The organism is Citrobacter sedlakii (assembly GCF_018128425.1).
Classification (GTDB): Bacteria; Pseudomonadota; Gammaproteobacteria; order Enterobacterales; family Enterobacteriaceae; genus Citrobacter_A; species Citrobacter_A sedlakii.
On the sequence record NZ_CP071070.1, the window covers coordinates 4,199,877 to 4,217,150 of the forward strand.

Here is a 17,274-nt window from a genome sequence, read left to right on the forward strand (position 1 = left end):
TTTGGTTCTGAAAAATTGCGCACGATACGTCTCAATTGTACACATTCAGTTCGCGATAGCACCAACAACCTGTAATACTTCGTTGAGCGCCTGTTCAGGTTTTTCACTGTCAAGCCAGCGCACCCCATCCCAGCCGCGCAACCAGGTCATTTGACGCTTCGCCAACTGTCTCGTGGCGCAAACACCTCTATAAACCATTTCATCGTATGAAATTTCGCCTTCAAGGTACGACCACATCTGGCGATATCCCACACAACGAATGGAAGGCAAATCCGTATGCAAATCTCCACGGGCAAATAGCGCCCGGACTTCTGCTTCAAAACCTGAAGCCAACATCTGATGAAAACGCTGCTCGATGCGTTGATGCAGCAATTCACGACTCGCCGGGGCGATGGCGAACTGATACACCTGGTACGGTAAAGCATCACCTGACGTTTGCGTCAGTTCCGTTAAAGTTTTACCCGAAATGAAAAAAACTTCCAGTGCCCGGGAAAGCCTTTGCGGATCATTCGGATGAATACGCGCAGCGGCGACAGGATCAATCGCCTGAAGCTGCTGATGCAACGCATCCCATCCCTGCTCTACCGCCTGCTGCTCTATTCTGGCCCTGACCTCCGGGTCCGCCGACGGCAGCGGCGAAAGCCCTTCCAGCAACGCCTTGAAATACAGCATTGTTCCGCCCACCAGCAGCGGAATTCGTCCGGCTGCGGTGATATCTGCCATCTCCGCCAGCGCATCGCGGCGGAAATCTGCGGCTGAATATGCCTGCAACGGATCGAGAATGTCTAACAATCGGTGCGGCGCCGCCTGTAACTCTTTCGCGTCCGGCTTCGCCGTACCGATATCCATCCCCTTGTAGATAAGGGCGGAGTCAACGCTAATCAACTCTATTGGCAAAACTTTACGCAGTTCAATCGCTAACGCCGTTTTGCCCGAGGCCGTCGGCCCCATCAAAAAAATTGCCTTTGGCAGGCTCGCCTTAGGGGTATCACTCATGTTTCAGGGCATTCATCGCCGTATGTAAATCAACAGGTTGTAACAGACCACCCGGCGGCGCCTTCACAAGCTGCGGACAAAGCCGCTCCACGTCAGCCAGCAGCGTAATGGCCTGGGCCATGGTCCACTGCGCGTGTTCGCTCATTAAATTGCGTGCAATCCACTGCGCCATATTGTCAGGTTCGAGCGCTGACTGCTGCGTCAGGTAGCCTATCAGTTCAGGAATCAAGATTTGTAAATTTTGTTGGCGTAAGGGTAAAGGCACCGCCCGAACGGTCACATGCTGGGCATCTGACTGAAATTCGATCCCCAATTTCGCCAGCGCGTTTTGCGCGTTTGTCAGCGCCGCTTTTTCTTCAGCGGTCACCTTCAGGCGCAGCGGGATGAGCAGCGGTTGCGCGCAAACCTCTCCCTCGCCCGGCGTCAGCTGCGCCTGACGTAGCCAACGCTCCGCCACCGGCAGCGCCAGCAGGTGAATTTGCCCATCACGCTCAAGCAACGCGCAGTCGTGACCAACGATTGTCAACACGCGTCCAAAGCTCTGGCTGTGTCCGGATAACGCGGAAACCGCCGTTTCCGGCGCGCGCGTTTTGCCTGCGGGAACCGGTTCAGGCGTCTTTAGGAGCTGGCGATAGACCTCTCCTTGTTGCTTCTGGTAGCCCGGCTGAGCATGGGGCCAACCGGCCTGCGTCGGACGCGCGCCGCCGCTCGCAGGCGAAACAGGAGAAAAATAACGCGGCGCTGTCGTTTCGCGCGCCTGCGGAGGCTCGGCAAAATGGTTACGCCCTGCCGCCACGCGGTTTTCCGGCACGTGTCTTGGCGCAGGAGCATCATCCCCCTCCAGCGGCAGCGGCGACTCAAGCTGCTGTTGCAGCACGCTCAGCACGCCCTGGTAGATAAAATCATGTACCAGGCGCGACTGATGAAAACGGACTTCATGCTTGGCTGGATGCACGTTCACATCGACCTGGTGCGGGTCTATTTCCAGATAAAGCACGAAAGCCGGCTGCTGATCGGCGCCAAGCTTATCTTCACAAGCCTGACGAATAGCGTGATTTATCAGCCGGTCACGCATCATACGACCATTCACGTAACAGTACTGAATTTCTGCCAGCGCCGTGGTGGTGTGATGGGGATCGGCAACCCAGCCGCGCAGGGTGAGATCGCCATGCTGCCACTCGATAGTCAACGCCTGCTCAAGGAATGGCGCGCCGCAAATCGCGCCAAGACGGCGCTCTTGCGGCCCGTCTTTTGCCACCGCGCGATACTGGCGCACCATTTTACCGTTGTGCGACAAATTGATGGTCACGTCAAAACGCGCCAGCGCAATACGGCGAATGATCTCATCAATATGATTAAACTCGGTTTTCTCGGTGCGCATAAACTTGCGACGGGCGGGCGTGTTATAGAACAGGTCCAGCACTTCCAGCGTGGTGCCTACGGGATGCGCGGCGGGTTTCACCGTCACATCCATATCACGCCCTTCAGCATAGGCTTGCCAGGCTTCCTGCTGATCGGCGGTGCGGGACGTCAGCGTCAGGCGGGAGACTGAGCTGATGCTGGCCAGCGCTTCGCCACGAAAACCAAGGCTGATAATCGCTTCCAGATCGTCGAGCGAGGCGATTTTACTGGTGGCATGACGGGCCAGCGCCAGCGCCAGCTCGTCTTTCCTGATGCCGCAGCCGTTGTCGCGAATACGGATAAGCTTCGCGCCGCCGCGTTCGATATCAATATCGATACGCGTTGCGCCCGCGTCAAGGCTGTTTTCCACCAGTTCTTTGACCACCGACGCAGGTCTTTCCACCACCTCGCCTGCGGCAATCTGGTTCGCCAGTTGTGGCGGTAGCACCTGAATCGGCATGACAATTCCTTAGTTAATCAACGACTCGCCAGGCGTAACGGCGCTCGCGGTTTGTGTCCCTTGTGGACCTGACTGCAGGGGATGCGCCTGAAAGTAGCTCCGCAGTCCTTTGTAAATCGCTTCGGCCAGTTGCTGTTGGTACGCATCGCTGGCGAGCAGCCGTTCTTCGCTGTGGTTACTGATAAATCCGGTTTCAACCAGCACCGACGGAATATCAGGCGATCGTAGCACCCCCAGGCTGGCATGCTCCGGACGCCGCTTATGCAATGACCCGATACGTTCGAGCTGGCCTAACATATTTGTTGCCACATCATACCCTACGCGCTGGGAATGGCCGAACTGCAAATCCAGAACCGCCTGGCTTAAGTAAGGGTCGGACTGACTGTTCGCCAGTACGTCGCCCGCGCCGCCGAGCAGCTCGGATTGTTTTTCATGCTCTTCCAGCCAGTTCGCCATTTCGCTATTGGCGCGACGGTTAGACAGCACCCACACCGACGCGCCGGTGGCGTTACGGTTTGGCGCGGCATCGGCGTGAATCGACACCAGGAAATTGGCGTTCTGCTTACGCGCCACATCGGAGCGGCCCATTACTGAGATGAAATAGTCGCCGTCGCGGGTGAGAACGCCTTTAAACATAGGATCGTTATTCAGTAGCGTGCGCAGCTTGCGGGCCACCGCGATGGTCACGTTTTTCTCCCGCGTGCCGCCGGGGCCAATCGCCCCTGGATCCTGCCCACCGTGCCCGGCGTCGATGGCAATGACCACCTTGTCGCCGTTACTGGTCGTCGTACGCGCGGCGGGGCGCGTGACGGTATGACTGCTGGTGACGGCCGTAGTACGCTCATTGCTGGATTTAAACGGGTTTCGCGCCGGTTCGCTCGGGCGTGGCGTCACCACGGGCGGTTCAACCCGCTTTGCGACCACTGGCGGAGGCGGCGGCGCATCAGCGTTGATCGTAAAGACGACGGTGTAATTGCCGCCATTCTGCCGTTTTACCGCTTCAGTCTTGCCGTTTTCCGTGAGATCGACCACCAGCCGCAGCGACTGCGGATCCTGCGGCGTGCCGGAACGTATCGTTTTCACCAGGTTATTGCCGCTAAACTGCAGCGGCAGCCCTTGAATCACGCCGGTTTGCTTAATATCCAGCGCGACGGTACGTTTACCCTGCTGCGAAAAGGCGTAATCCGGATCGCCGATAAAGCTCAGCGTAATCCGCGCCTGCTGTTCACCGTTTGAAACCTGAATATCGGACAAACTGGCCGCGCCAGCCTGCGCGCACAGTAACACCAGCGTTGCCGCCAGCCACTTTCTGATGCGATACATCATCCCGCCACCTTTAAGGTTAACCGGCTAAACGCGCAATCAGCGCTTCCCCGGAGGAGGAAACGGCGCTGATTCGCGCCTCACGGCCTTGCGCCTTATACTCTAAATGGATTTCAATATCCGGGTCCGGCAATACACCTTTCCCCTGCTGCGGCCACTCCACCAGACAAATGGCGTCGTTGGCAAAATAATCCCGGATCCCCATAAATTCCAGTTCTTCCGGATCGGCGAGACGATACAGATCGAAGTGATAAACCATCAGGTTATCGAGCGCATAGGGTTCGACCAGCGTATACGTTGGGCTTTTTACATTACCGGCATGGCCTAACGCCTGCAGGAACCCGCGGCTAAAGGTGGTTTTACCCGCGCCTAAATCCCCGAACAAATAGATAACGGTCGCGCCGTCGCAGGCGTGGGCGACCCGCAGCCCCAGGTCTAACGTGGCCTGTTCGTCAGGTAGCGGAATTACTCGATTCATCATGATAAACGTCAATCACATCTGGGTTAACAATACGCTGTAGCGTGGAAAAAAGATCGGTTGCCAGCATGCCGCGCATGCCAAAACGTGCTGCCAGAACATCTGCCGCCGCGCCGTGGGCAACACAGCCCGCACAGGCTGCATCATACGGGGTAAGCTTCTGTCCAAGCAATGCGGCAATGATCCCGGAGAGCACATCCCCCATACCGCCGCTGGCCATTCCTGCATTTCCGGCATCAATTATTCCCAACGCATTCGGCTCCGCGGCAACCACCGTTCCCGCGCCTTTCAACACCGCAACGCCTCCATAACGTTTTACCAGACGCTGCGCAGAAAGTAAGCGATCGCTTTCAATTTCTGCGACAGAGCAACCCAGTAACCGCGCGGCTTCTCCCGGATGCGGCGTGATGACGCGATTGTGACGTTTATCGGGGTTGATTGCCAGCAGGTTCAGCGCATCGGCATCCCAGAGCATTGGTTTGCGAAAATTCTCGACCTTCTGCAGCGCTTTTTTGCCCCATTCCGCCTGACCGAGCCCAGGGCCAATCGCCACGACATCCGCCCATTCGAGACTCTCATCCAGCGTCTGCGGCGTCAGCTCATAAACCATTAATTCCGGGCGAGCCGTCAACAACGGCGCGATATTCTCCCTGCGGGTCAGCACCCGCACCAGTCCGGCGCCGGTACGCAACGCCGCTTCTCCGGCCATGCGAATGGCGCCCGCGGTGCCATAATCGCCGCCAACGATCGCCAGGCGACCATGATCGCCCTTATGAGAGGTAGGACGACGCGGCGCCAGCCATTGCGCGAGCATCGAAGCGTCAACGCGCCGGATCGGCGACGCCTGACCTGCTAACCACTCTTCCAGACCCAGCGCGTTAAAATGCAGTTCGCCCACCACATCGCGGGCCTTTCCGGTTAACAAGCCCGGCTTCAGCGCGATAAAGGTGACGGTGCGATCGGCATCGATTACCGCGCCCGGCGTTGCACCCGTTTGCGCCAGCAGCCCGGACGGGATATCAACCGCCAGAACCGGCGCGGGATGGGCGTTGGCCTGTGCAATGAGTGCGGCGATCGGTTCACGGGGCGCCTGGGTTAACCCGGTGCCGAGCAAAGCATCAACAATGAGGTCCACTTTTTCCGGCCAGATAATCTCCGGCGCATGAATAATTCCCCCCGCGTTCAGCCAGGCTTCCCGCGCCTGTTCGGCCTCTTCCGGCAGCGGCTTTTCGCTCTCCTGAGCCAGCAACGTGACATTAATGCCCGCCGCTTTCGCCAGCCTCGCCACCACATATCCGTCGCCGCCGTTATTCCCATGTCCGCACAGCACCAACCAGTGGCGGGCATAAGGCCAGCTTTCACGCGCGACGTCAAACGCCGCTTCTCCGGCACGCAACATCAGTTCAAACAACGTCAACCCAAGCGTATCAGCAGCCTCTTGCTCCAGTCCTCTGATGTCGTCGGCGGGCCAGAGGGAGTGTGGTATACTTACGGGGTTTTTCTTTATGGTATGGTCCGTCATGTCAGAGCCCCTCGATCTCAATCAGTTAGCGCAAAAAATTAAGCAGTGGGGGCTGGAACTGGGCTTTCAGCAGGTAGGTATTACCGATACTGACCTCAGCGAAGCCGAACCCAAACTGCAGGCATGGCTGGACAAACAGTACCACGGCGAGATGGACTGGATGGCGCGCCACGGCATGATGCGCGCGCGCCCTCATGAGCTGTTGCCTGGTACGCTGCGCGTTATTAGCGTGCGTATGAACTATCTTCCCGCCAGGGCTGCGTTTGCCAGCACGCTGAAAAATCCTGACCTGGGTTACGTTAGCCGCTACGCGCTGGGGCGCGACTACCATAAGCTATTGCGTAACCGACTAAAAAAACTGGGTGAGAGGATTCAGCAGCATTGTGTCTCGCTGAATTTTAGACCTTTTGTCGACTCTGCGCCCATTCTGGAGCGACCGTTGGCGGAAAAAGCGGGTCTGGGGTGGACAGGTAAGCACTCACTTATCCTCAACCGGGAAGCGGGGTCGTTTTTCTTTCTGGGTGAATTGTTAATCGATCTCCCGCTGCCCGTGGACCACGCCGTTGAAGACGGATGCGGAAAGTGCGTCGCCTGCATGACGACCTGCCCAACTGGCGCGATTGTCGCCCCTTATACGGTAGATGCCCGCCGCTGTATTTCTTACCTTACAATTGAACTCGAAGGCGCCATTCCCGAAGACTTGCGTCCCTTAATGGGCAACCGGATTTACGGCTGCGACGACTGTCAGCTCATCTGTCCGTGGAACCGATATTCACACTTAACGGACGAAGCGGATTTCAGCCCACGACAACAACTGCACGCGCCGGCGCTAATTGAACTCTTCAGTTGGGACGAAGCTCGCTTTTTGAAAATCACCGAAGGTTCAGCTATCCGGCGCATTGGTCACCTGCGCTGGTTACGGAATATCGCGGTCGCCCTTGGCAACGCGCCCTGGCGTGAAGACGTGCTCTGTGCGCTGGAAAACCGCCGGGGTGAGCACCCACTTCTCGATGAACACATCCAGTGGGCGATCGCGCAGCAAATCGCAAAGCGAAATGCCAGTGCAGTCGAGGTGCAACTCCCGCAGCAGAAACGTCTGGTCAGAGCCATTGAAAAAGGGCTTCCACGGGACGCATAAGTCGTCCACAGCCTGTGCATAAAATTAAAAACACATTGCTATTCAAGCACGAAAAAATCGTCAAGCGATCCGCTTAACAATTTAAGATGTTATTTATTTCTTATATTTCAGCGGGATATAAAAATATCATTCACTCTGCGAAGCGTTTTAAACGCAGAAGACAAATACGCAGTCTGTGGATAACTCTGTTTACAAGAATATATCAGGAACGAAAAGAGACGCACCACGAGTAGCCGTTCACTGTGGATATGTGTAGAGATAAGAATTTGGAGCGGGAAACGAGACTCGAACTCGCGACCCCGACCTTGGCAAGGTCGTGCTCTACCAACTGAGCTATTCCCGCTTGGGTGGTCTGTGCGTTGAGGCACTTTCAAATTTTGGAGCGGGAAACGAGACTCGAACTCGCGACCCCGACCTTGGCAAGGTCGTGCTCTACCAACTGAGCTATTCCCGCTTGGGTGGTCTGTGCGTTAAGGCACTTTCAAATTTTGGAGCGGGAAACGAGACTCGAACTCGCGACCCCGACCTTGGCAAGGTCGTGCTCTACCAACTGAGCTATTCCCGCTTAATCTTCGTCTTCCGAAAAATCGAAATCCTGCGATTAATTTACTGCCGTTTGTTGCTGTCGTAATTCGCATTTCTGCGTCGTTACGGGAGGCGCATTATACGAGAAATCCTTTCTCCTGCAACCCCTTCAAACGCAATTTTTTATGAAATTCGTTTGAATGCTGATTTTATCAGCAAAGCGTATAATTTAGCGGCAATCATCCCACTGTGCAAGTGAGACGACCAGCGAGCAGGCCGGGCGCGGCGTCGCCACACCCGGCACAGCAGGCGGTTAAAGCTGAATAAAATGCTCGCGATAGTAAGCCAGTTCCGCCACCGACTCGCGGATATCGTCCATCGCCTGATGCGTGCCCTGCTTGGTAAAACCCTCAAGAATTTCCGGCTTCCAGCGACGCGCCAGCTCTTTAAGCGTGCTCACGTCGAGATAACGGTAGTGGAAATACGCTTCCAGCTCCGGCATATACTTAAACAAAAATCGGCGGTCTTGTCCGATACTGTTCCCGCAGATTGGCGATTTGCCCTGTGGAACCCACTCTTTCAGAAATTCAAGGGTCGCCAGTTCCGCTTCGCGATCGCCCATCGTGCTCGCCTTCACCCGCTCCACCAGCCCGCTGGCGGTATGTGTGCGCACGTTCCAGTCGTCCATCAGCGCCAGTTGTTCATCAGACTGATGCACCGCGATGGTCGGCCCTTTGGCCAGAATCGTAAGATTTGCGTCGGTGACCAGCGTGGCGATTTCAATTATGCGATCGCGCTCGGGATCCAGACCGGTCATCTCAAGATCAATCCAAATCAGGTTGTTTTCATTGGCACTCATGCTATTTTCCACCCTTCAGTGGTCACGTTTTCGTGTGACTATATTCATTTAGAATTGCGTGTATCATAAATGTTTTGCCCATCATGGGCGACCAGGAGTCAGTACGATTGAGTAAAAATAAACTCTCCAAAGGCCAGCAGCGCCGTGTGAACGCTAATCACCAGCGTCGTCTCAAAACGTCTAAGGAGAAGCCAGACTACGATGACAACCTGTTCGGCGAGACCGCTGAAGGTATTGTCATTAGCCGCTTCGGCATGCATGCCGACGTCGAATCCGCCGACGGTGAAATTCACCGCTGCAATATTCGCCGTACAATCCGCTCGCTGGTCACTGGCGACCGCGTGGTCTGGCGTCCGGGTAAAGCCGCCGCCGAAGGCGTCAATGTGAAAGGTATCGTGGAAGCGGTACATGAACGCACCTCGGTGCTCACGCGCCCGGATTTTTACGATGGCGTCAAACCGATTGCCGCCAACATTGACCAAATCGTCATTGTTTCTGCCATATTACCGGAGCTGTCGCTGAATATTATCGACCGTTATCTCGTGGCGTGCGAGACGCTTCAGGTTGAACCCATTATCGTGCTCAATAAGATCGATCTGCTGGATGACGACGGCATGGCGTTTGTGAACGAGCAGATGGATATCTATCGCAACATCGGTTATCGCGTACTGATGGTTTCCAGTCATACTCAGGATGGCCTGAAGCCGTTGGAGGATGCGCTGACCGGGCGAGTCAGTATATTTGCCGGGCAGTCCGGCGTCGGTAAATCCAGTCTGCTGAATGCGCTGCTGGGCCTGCAGGAAGAGATCCTCACAAACGATGTTTCCGACAACTCGGGGCTTGGGCAGCACACCACCACGGCGGCGCGCCTGTATCACTTCCCACACGGCGGCGATGTCATTGACTCCCCTGGCGTACGGGAATTTGGTTTGTGGCACCTGGAGCCGGAACAAATTTTCAACGGTTTTGTCGAATTTCACGATTTCCTGGGATTATGCAAATACCGCGACTGTAAGCATGATAGCGACCCCGGTTGCGCCATCCGTGAAGCAGTAGAGGACGGTAAGATTGCGGAAACCCGTTTCGAGAACTATCACCGCATTCTTGAAAGCATGGCGCAGGTAAAAACGCGTAAAAACTTTTCTGATACGGACGACTGACAGATACCCTAAGCGTCGTTAGAATCGTCCCCTTTTTTCAGGATACTGGCGTGAATGCCGGTTCAGGTAAAACAATAGCCTGGAGGCTACCTTGCTAAACTCATTTAAACTTTCGCTACAATACATTCTGCCGAAACTATGGCTCACTCGCCTGGCGGGCTGGGGCGCGAGCAAACGAGCGGGATGGCTGACGAAGCTGGCTATCGATCTGTTCGTAAAGGTCTACAAGGTCGATATGAAAGAGGCGCAGAAGCCGGATACCGCAAGCTACCGCACTTTTAATGATTTCTTCGTGCGTCCGCTGCGGGACGAGGTGCGTCCGCTGAATACTGACCCGAACGTGCTGGTCATGCCAGCAGACGGGGTGATCAGCCAGTTAGGCAAGATTGAAGAAGATAAAATCCTGCAGGCCAAAGGCCATAACTACAGCCTGGAAGCCTTACTGGCGGGCAACTATCTGATGGCGGATCTGTTCCGCAACGGTTCGTTTGTCACCACCTACCTGTCGCCGCGCGATTACCACCGTGTGCACATGCCCTGTAACGGGATCCTGCGCGAGATGATCTACGTGCCGGGCGATCTGTTCTCGGTAAATCACCTGACCGCGCAAAACGTGCCGAATCTGTTCGCCCGAAATGAACGTGTTATCTGCCTGTTCGACACCGAATTTGGTCCAATGGCGCAAATTCTGGTGGGGGCCACGATCGTCGGCAGCATCGAAACCGTCTGGGCCGGAACGATCACTCCGCCGCGTGAAGGCGTGATTAAACGCTGGACCTGGCCTGCCGGAGAGAGCGAAGGTTCCGTGGCATTGCTGAAAGGCCAGGAGATGGGCCGCTTCAAGCTCGGCTCCACCGTCATCAACCTGTTTGCGCCAGGTAAAGTGAATCTGGTTGAGTCGCTGGAAAGCCTGTCAGTGACTAAAATTGGTCAGCCGCTGGCGATCTCAACCGAGACGTTCGTGGCGCCCGTTGATGCTGAGCCTGCCCCACTGCCGGAAGAAGAAATCAAAGCCGAACATGATGCCAGCCCGCTGGTAGACGACAAAAAAGACGAAACCTGAAACTGACACCCCATCATTCAGGAGCATTGACGCAACCTGAATGATGGCGTGGAGAGGAAACGCTGCTGTGCGCCTGATAATCACATTTCTGATGGCCTGGTGCCTCAGCCTGGGGGCATACGCCGCGACAGCCCCCGACGCCAAACACATTGCCCAGGAACTGGAGCAGGCGAAAGCGGCAAAACCCGCCCAACCGGAAGCCGTTGAGGCGCTGCAGGCGGCGTTGAATGCGCTTGAGGAGCGTAAAGGCTCTCTCGAGCGCGCTCAGCAGTATCAACAAGTCATTGATAATTTCCCCAAAATGTCCGCCTCGCTGCGGGCACAACTCACCAACCTGCGCGATGAACCCCGCACCGTTCCGCCTGGCTTGTCCACCGATGCGCTAAACCAGGAGATCCTCCAGGTCAGCAGCCAGTTGCTGGAGAAAAGCCGCCAGGCCCAGCAGGAACAGGAACGCGCGCGCGAAATCGCTGACTCATTGAGCCAGCTTCCGCAGCAGCAAACCGATGCCCGCCGCCAGCTTAACGAGATCGAACGCCGCATTGGCACAGCAACGGGTAATACGCCCGTCAGCCAGGCGCAAAATTACAGTATGCAGGCCGACTCAGCGCGGCTGAAGGCGCTGGTCGACGAACTGGAGCTGGCGCAGCTTTCCGCCAATAATCGTCAGGAGCTGGCGCGGTTGCGCGCGGAACTGGCGCAAAAGCAGAGCCAGCAGCTTGATGCTTATCTGCAGGCATTACGAAATCAACTTAACAGCCAGCGCCAGCGTGAAGCAGAACGCGCGCTGGAGAGCACCGAACTGCTGGCGGAAAACAGCGCGGATCTGCCGCCGGATATCGTTGCGCAATTTAAGGTGAACCGTGAGCTGTCTGCGGCGCTGAACCAGCAGGCGCAGCGGATGGATCTGGTCGCCTCTCAGCAGCGTCAGGCCGCCAGTCAGACCCAACAGGTTCGCCAGGCGTTGACGACGCTACGGGAACAGTCGCAGTGGCTCGGCTCTTCCAACCTGCTGGGCGAAGCCCTGCGCGCGCAGGTGGCGCGGCTGCCGGAGATGCCAAAGCCGCAGCAGTTGGATACCGAAATGGCGCAGCTGCGCGTTCAGCGTCTGCGCTACGAAGATCAGCTCAATAAACAGCCCCAGCTTCGCCAACTGCATCAGGCAGACGGACAGCCGCTTACCGCCGAACAAAATCGCATTCTGGAAGCCCAACTGCGAACCCAGCGCGAGCTGCTGAATTCGCTGCTCCAGGGCGGCGACACGCTGATACTCGAACTGACCAAGCTGAAGGTGTCCAATAGCCAGCTTGAAGACGCCCTGAAAGAGGTCAACGAGGCGACCCACCGCTATCTTTTCTGGACCTCCGACGTGCGCCCTCTGTCGTTCTCCTGGCCAATCGATATTGTCCAGGATCTGCGCCGTCTGATATCGCTCGACACCGTCAGCCAACTGGGCAAAGCCAGCCTGATGATGTTAACCAGCCGGGAAACGCTGTTACCGCTGTTCGGCGCGCTGATTCTGGTGGGCTTTAGCATTTATTCTCGTCGCCACTTTACCCGGTTTCTCGAACGTTCCGCCGCCAAAGTCGGCAAAGTGACCCAGGACCACTTCTGGCTGACGCTGCGCACCGTGTTCTGGTCGATCCTGGTGGCCTCGCCGTTGCCGGTGCTGTGGATGACGCTAGGCTACGGTCTGCGCGAAGCCTGGCCGTATCCGCTGGCGGTCGCGATAGGCGACGGCGTCACGGCGACGGTGCCGCTGCTGTGGGTCGTGATGATCTGCGCGACCTTTGCCCGCCCGAATGGTCTGTTTATCGCCCACTTTGGCTGGCCACGCCAGCGCGTCACGCGGGCGATGCGGTATTACCTGATGAGTATCGGTCTGATTGTGCCGCTGATTATGGCGCTGATCATGTTTGATAACCTGAATGACCGGGAATTTTCCGGCTCGTTGGGGCGCCTGTGCTTTATATTGATTTGCGGCGCGCTGGCGCTGGTGACGTTAAGTCTGAAAAAGGCCGGGATCCCGCTTTATCTCGATAAAGAAGGCAACGGCGACAATATGGTTAACAGTATGCTGTGGAACATGATGATCGGCGCGCCGCTGCTGGCGATTCTGGCGGCGGCGGTGGGCTATCTCGCCACCGCACAGGCGCTGCTGGCGCGGCTGGAAACCTCCGTCGCTATCTGGTTCCTGCTGCTGGTGATTTATCACGTCATTCGCCGCTGGATGCTGATCCAGCGGCGGAGGCTGGCCTTTGACCGCGCGAAGCACCGTCGGGCGGAAATGCTGGCGCAGCGTGCCCGTGGCGAAGAAGAACCGGCCCATTCCACCAGCCTTGAAGGCACCGTTGACATCGATGAAAGCGAAGTCGATCTCGATGCCATCAGTACCCAGTCATTACGTCTTGTGCGTTCTATCCTGATGCTGATCGCCCTGCTGTCGGTGATTGTATTGTGGTCGGAGATCCATTCCGCGTTCGGTTTCCTGGAAAATATCTCGCTCTGGGATGTCACCTCCACGGTGCAGGGCGTCGAAAGCCTCGAGCCGATCACGCTGGGCGCGGTGCTGATTGCGATTCTGGTGTTTATCATCACCACGCAGCTGGTGCGTAATCTTCCCGCACTGCTGGAGCTGGCGCTGTTACAGCATCTCGATCTGACGCCAGGCACCGGCTACGCCATTACCACCATAACCAAATACCTGCTGATGCTGATCGGCGGGTTGGTTGGCTTCTCGATGATTGGTATCGAATGGTCAAAACTGCAATGGCTGGTCGCGGCGCTCGGTGTGGGTCTTGGCTTTGGTTTGCAGGAGATCTTCGCAAACTTTATCTCGGGTCTGATTATCCTGTTTGAAAAGCCGATTCGTATTGGCGATACGGTGACGATCCGCGATCTGACCGGCAGCGTGACGAAGATTAACACCCGCGCGACCACCATCAGCGACTGGGATCGTAAAGAGATTATCGTGCCGAACAAAGCGTTTATTACTGAGCAGTTTATCAACTGGTCGCTGTCCGACTCGGTAACCCGCGTGGTGCTCACCGTTCCGGCGCCCTCTGACGCTAACAGCGAAGAGGTCACCCAGATCCTCTACACGGCGGCGGAGCGTTGTTCGCTGGTGATTGATAACCCGCCGCCGGAAGTCTTTCTGGTTGACCTGCAACAGGGGATTCAGATCTTTGAATTGCGCATCTATGCTGCGGAAATGGGACACCGAATGCCGCTACGCCATGAAATCCACCAGTTGATTCTGGCGGGCTTCCAGGAGCACGGTATAGATTTGCCGTTCCCACCGTTCCAGATGCGTCTGGAAAGTCTTAACGGCAAGAAAACGGCCAGAACGTTAACCTCAGCCGGACGCGGTAGCCGCCCGGCAGGAAGTTTGTAAAGCAGGTGTAGGCCTGATAAGGCGAAGCCGCCATCAGGTCTACAGCCGTTCTGTTTATTCCAACGCCCACTGCGGCTGATTTGCCATCCGGCGGCTATAGTTCTGATAAATCGTTATTGCCAGCAGTGAAAAGAATACCGGGCCGCCGGTCATCCACAGCGCGCTGTTCCAGTCTCCGGCCTCGATCACTGGCTGGACGATCGTGAAAACGTTGGCAAACGTCACCACCAGCACCACCACACCCGTCGCGGCCAGCGTCGATGCTCTGGTTTTGAAAATCACAAACGGTCTTTCCAGCTCAGTTCGCGCCTTAAAGAACGGGAACGCCAGCGCGAGGAACAGGTACGGCAGGGTCATTGAGACATTCGCCATTAGCGTCAGCTTGTTATAAAACGCCGAGGCGGTGTCGCCGCCAAACGAGACCAACAGAATAAACAGGCACACCAGCAGACACTGCATCCACATCGCCGTTGCCGGCATCCCGACGGCGTTGAGTCTTGTCATTGGCGCAGGCCATAACGCTTTCGGCGTTCCCTGAATGATCGCTTTCAACGGTGAATAACTCAGCGTGAAGAACGCGCCGGTGTAGGCGAGGAACATCGACAGACCGGTAATGCGCGCAAACCAGACGCCCAGGGTTATCGCTGCTTCCGGCGACAGATGTAACGCATTGCCCAGCGTCATCCCAAGGCTTTTCATCAGGATATAGGTAATATTTCCGAGGTTCACGGCGCTATTACTGAGTACCTGCTGCCAGTTGGCGCTAACACCCCATAAAAATATCGCCAGCGAATAGCCGACGGAAATAACCATCGCCGCAAATACGATGCCTTTCGCAAAGTTCTTTTCCGGTTTTTCGGTTTTATCCACCAGCCCGCCGACCGCTTCAATACCGCCATAGGCAAATATCGCGAACACCACAAATGACAGCATTGCCAGGCCAGACTGATAGCCCGTGTTCGGCGAGGCGGTGAAATTAATCTCCTCGGCGAAATGTCCGCCGTTTAATAACAGAATGGCGATGCTCACCAGCAGCAGGACCGCATTCAGGCACATCACCGCAATGCCGCCAACCGCCGTAACGCGAGCAATTTTATTAATCCCCCGCGCGGCCACGCCGGTGACCATAATCATCCACGCCACGGCAAGCAGCCCTACGACCTGCGTGGGTTCAAGCCCGCCGATGCGCCAGTGTTGGGTCATATCCGCGCCGAACACAAAGGTGGAAAATGGCACCCACACCTTCGCCGCAGTACTCACCATCCAGATGACGTAAGATGAAAACCACATGAACGTGCCAATAAAAGCATAGCGCGGTCCAACGCTGTTATTCATCCAGGAATAGATTCCGCCCTCCTCTTTTCGGTAAGCGGAACCCATTTCAGCCATCATTAATGCAAATGGAATAAAGAATAATAATGCAGAAAATATATACCATGGGATTGCGCTATAACCCATTAAGTAAAAAGCGGAAGGGCTATTTGCAAATCCAAAAACGGAAGTAAAAATCATCAGGATGAGACCTGTCAGGCTCATCTTTTTTATTGTCTGGCTCATGAAACCATCCCTCACTCTGAGCGCGTTGAGTAAACCGCGCTCACTGAATCGTACCGCTCTCTATTGCGGAGAGCGGCAAGTGAAATCAACACAGGATTGATACCTGAATGGTAACAAATTACCAGCATTTAAATGTGGCTTTTAGAGGGAAATTGAAAATTTGTGCTACAAAATGGCGCGCATAACACCATTTTGTAGGGAAAACGAGAACACTATGCGCGGTCGACGGTAAAGGCAATCACTTCTGCAAGGCTTTCTGCCCCCAGCGCCAGCATCACCAGGCGATCCACGCCCAACGCGACGCCGGAACAGTCCGGCATCCCAACTTTGAGCGCGTCGAGCAGGTTATTGTCGATCGGCTGCTGGGGTAAGCCACGGGCGGCACGCTTACGGTTATCCTGTTCAAAACGCTGCTGCTGTTCGCGCGCGTCCGTCAGTTCGTGGAAACCATTCGCCAGTTCAATACCTTTGTAGTAGACCTCAAAGCGTTCCGCCACACGGTGATCTTCCGTGCTGATTTGCGCCAGCGATGCCTGGCTTGCCGGAAAATGGTACACAAACGTCGGCTTTTCCTTACCGATGTGCGGCTCGACGCCCATTGTGAACAACAGTTGCAACAGCGTATCGCGATCCTCTTCGGTATCGGCAATATTGCTCAGGTCCAGCTTCGCTGCGACTTCCCGCAGTTGCGTCTTATCCGCGGAGAGCGGGTCGATCTCCAGATGACGCAGGAATGCCTGCTGATAAGAAAGGCTCTCCGCCGCCGGGCATTCCAGCACCTGTTGCAGCAGATCGTCCACTTCGTTCATCAGCCGGTACATGTCATAATGGGGACGGTACCACTCCAGCATGGTGAATTCCGGGTTGTGATGGCGCCCCATCTCTTCATTACGGAAGCTACGACAAAGCTGGAAGACCGGACCACAGCCTGCCACCAGCAGACGTTTCATGTGGTATTCCGGACTGGTCATTAAATAGAGGTTCATCCCCTGGGAGTGACCGGGGCCGACGAAACGCGTCTCGAACGGGAACAGATGAATGTCTGTGACCGTCGCCTGGCTCATGCAGGGCGTCTCTACCTCCAGCACGCCGCGATCGGCGAAAAAACGACGAATTTCCGTCATAATTGCCGCGCGTTTTAACAGGTTAGGTATGGACGCGCTCGGCTGCCAGGTTGCCGTTTCGCTCATGGTTCTTTCTCCAGTTTAAGACAAGGGCACGAAGTCTACTCGTAACGCGCCAATGAAACAAATTTTGCGCAGGAATAATAAAGCGGGGCTACCGGGTTAAAAAAGCGTACAACGATGGTTTAGTAATTAAATTAATCAAATTCAATGATAATTCCCCCCTCTGACGCGCTAAAAAAATCGAACACGTCAAATTTCGTGCACATCGCAA

General features: G+C 55.9%; 12 protein-coding genes and 3 tRNA genes. 4 read left to right on the forward strand and 11 right to left on the reverse strand.

Annotated features, from left to right (window positions below; genetic code table 11):
• Positions 1-45: 45 nt before the first annotated feature.
• From miaA to nnr, 5 genes are read right to left on the reverse strand one after another with little or no spacing between them, the layout of a single operon-like run.
• Positions 46-996 (reverse strand): tRNA (adenosine(37)-N6)-dimethylallyltransferase MiaA, encoded by a 951-nt coding sequence (miaA, locus tag JY391_RS19930; RefSeq protein ID WP_060570943.1) that lies wholly within the window; start codon positions 994-996, stop codon positions 46-48.
• Positions 989-2,857 (reverse strand): DNA mismatch repair endonuclease MutL, encoded by a 1,869-nt coding sequence (gene mutL, locus JY391_RS19935; RefSeq protein ID WP_181822134.1) that lies wholly within the window; start codon positions 2,855-2,857, stop codon positions 989-991. The genes miaA and mutL overlap by 8 nt, the downstream gene beginning before the upstream one ends.
• A gap of 9 nt (positions 2,858-2,866) precedes the next feature.
• Positions 2,867-4,183, reverse strand: a complete 1,317-nt coding sequence (gene amiB / locus JY391_RS19940; RefSeq protein ID WP_211934897.1) for an N-acetylmuramoyl-L-alanine amidase AmiB — start codon at positions 4,181-4,183, stop codon at positions 2,867-2,869.
• 16 nt (positions 4,184-4,199) lie between these two features.
• Complete coding sequence (tsaE, locus tag JY391_RS19945; RefSeq protein WP_042289607.1) at positions 4,200-4,661, reverse strand: tRNA (adenosine(37)-N6)-threonylcarbamoyltransferase complex ATPase subunit type 1 TsaE; 462 nt, start codon at positions 4,659-4,661, stop codon at positions 4,200-4,202.
• Entirely contained in the window at positions 4,633-6,180 is a 1,548-nt protein-coding gene (gene nnr / locus JY391_RS19950) for a bifunctional ADP-dependent NAD(P)H-hydrate dehydratase/NAD(P)H-hydrate epimerase (protein ID WP_211934898.1), read from the reverse strand. The genes tsaE and nnr overlap by 29 nt, the downstream gene beginning before the upstream one ends.
• On the opposite strand from nnr, the gene queG reads away from it, so the two are divergent.
• Positions 6,179-7,318: a tRNA epoxyqueuosine(34) reductase QueG gene (queG, locus tag JY391_RS19955; protein WP_181822136.1), complete on the forward strand. Its 1,140-nt coding sequence runs from the start codon at positions 6,179-6,181 to the stop codon at positions 7,316-7,318. The genes nnr and queG overlap by 2 nt on opposite strands.
• Before the next feature lie 267 nt (positions 7,319-7,585).
• Here queG and JY391_RS19960 read toward each other — a convergent pair.
• From JY391_RS19960 to orn, 4 genes are all read right to left on the reverse strand, one after another.
• Positions 7,586-7,661, reverse strand: a tRNA-Gly gene (locus JY391_RS19960).
• A gap of 35 nt (positions 7,662-7,696) precedes the next feature.
• A tRNA-Gly gene (locus JY391_RS19965) sits at positions 7,697-7,772 on the reverse strand.
• Between the two features lie 35 nt (positions 7,773-7,807).
• A tRNA-Gly gene (locus tag JY391_RS19970) sits at positions 7,808-7,883 on the reverse strand.
• A 273-nt stretch (positions 7,884-8,156) separates the two neighbouring features.
• The gene (gene orn, locus JY391_RS19975; RefSeq protein WP_211934899.1) at positions 8,157-8,702 is read right to left on the reverse strand and encodes an oligoribonuclease; all 546 of its coding nucleotides are present in this window, start codon (positions 8,700-8,702) and stop codon (positions 8,157-8,159) included.
• Positions 8,703-8,809: 107 nt separating this feature from the next.
• On the opposite strand from orn, the gene rsgA reads away from it, so the two are divergent.
• The 3 genes from rsgA to mscM all read left to right on the forward strand — a co-directional run bounded on the left by rsgA (position 8,810) and on the right by mscM (position 14,319).
• Entirely contained in the window at positions 8,810-9,862 is a 1,053-nt protein-coding gene (gene rsgA / locus JY391_RS19980) for a small ribosomal subunit biogenesis GTPase RsgA (RefSeq protein WP_174435351.1), read from the forward strand.
• Positions 9,863-9,953: 91 nt separating this feature from the next.
• On the forward strand, positions 9,954-10,925 hold the full coding sequence (gene asd / locus JY391_RS19985) for an archaetidylserine decarboxylase (protein ID WP_042289619.1): 972 nt from the start codon (positions 9,954-9,956) through the stop codon (positions 10,923-10,925).
• A 67-nt stretch (positions 10,926-10,992) separates the two neighbouring features.
• A complete protein-coding gene (gene mscM / locus JY391_RS19990) occupies positions 10,993-14,319 on the forward strand; it encodes a miniconductance mechanosensitive channel MscM (RefSeq protein WP_199956983.1) in 3,327 nt (1,108 codons plus the stop codon).
• A 54-nt stretch (positions 14,320-14,373) separates the two neighbouring features.
• Here mscM and yjeM read toward each other — a convergent pair whose 3' ends face one another.
• Both yjeM and epmA read right to left on the reverse strand, forming a co-directional pair.
• The gene (yjeM, locus tag JY391_RS19995; protein ID WP_211934900.1) at positions 14,374-15,876 is read right to left on the reverse strand and encodes a glutamate/gamma-aminobutyrate family transporter YjeM; all 1,503 of its coding nucleotides are present in this window, start codon (positions 15,874-15,876) and stop codon (positions 14,374-14,376) included.
• A gap of 212 nt (positions 15,877-16,088) precedes the next feature.
• A complete protein-coding gene (gene epmA, locus JY391_RS20000; RefSeq protein WP_042289625.1) occupies positions 16,089-17,066 on the reverse strand; it encodes an elongation factor P--(R)-beta-lysine ligase in 978 nt (325 codons plus the stop codon).
• Positions 17,067-17,274: the final 208 nt, after the last annotated feature.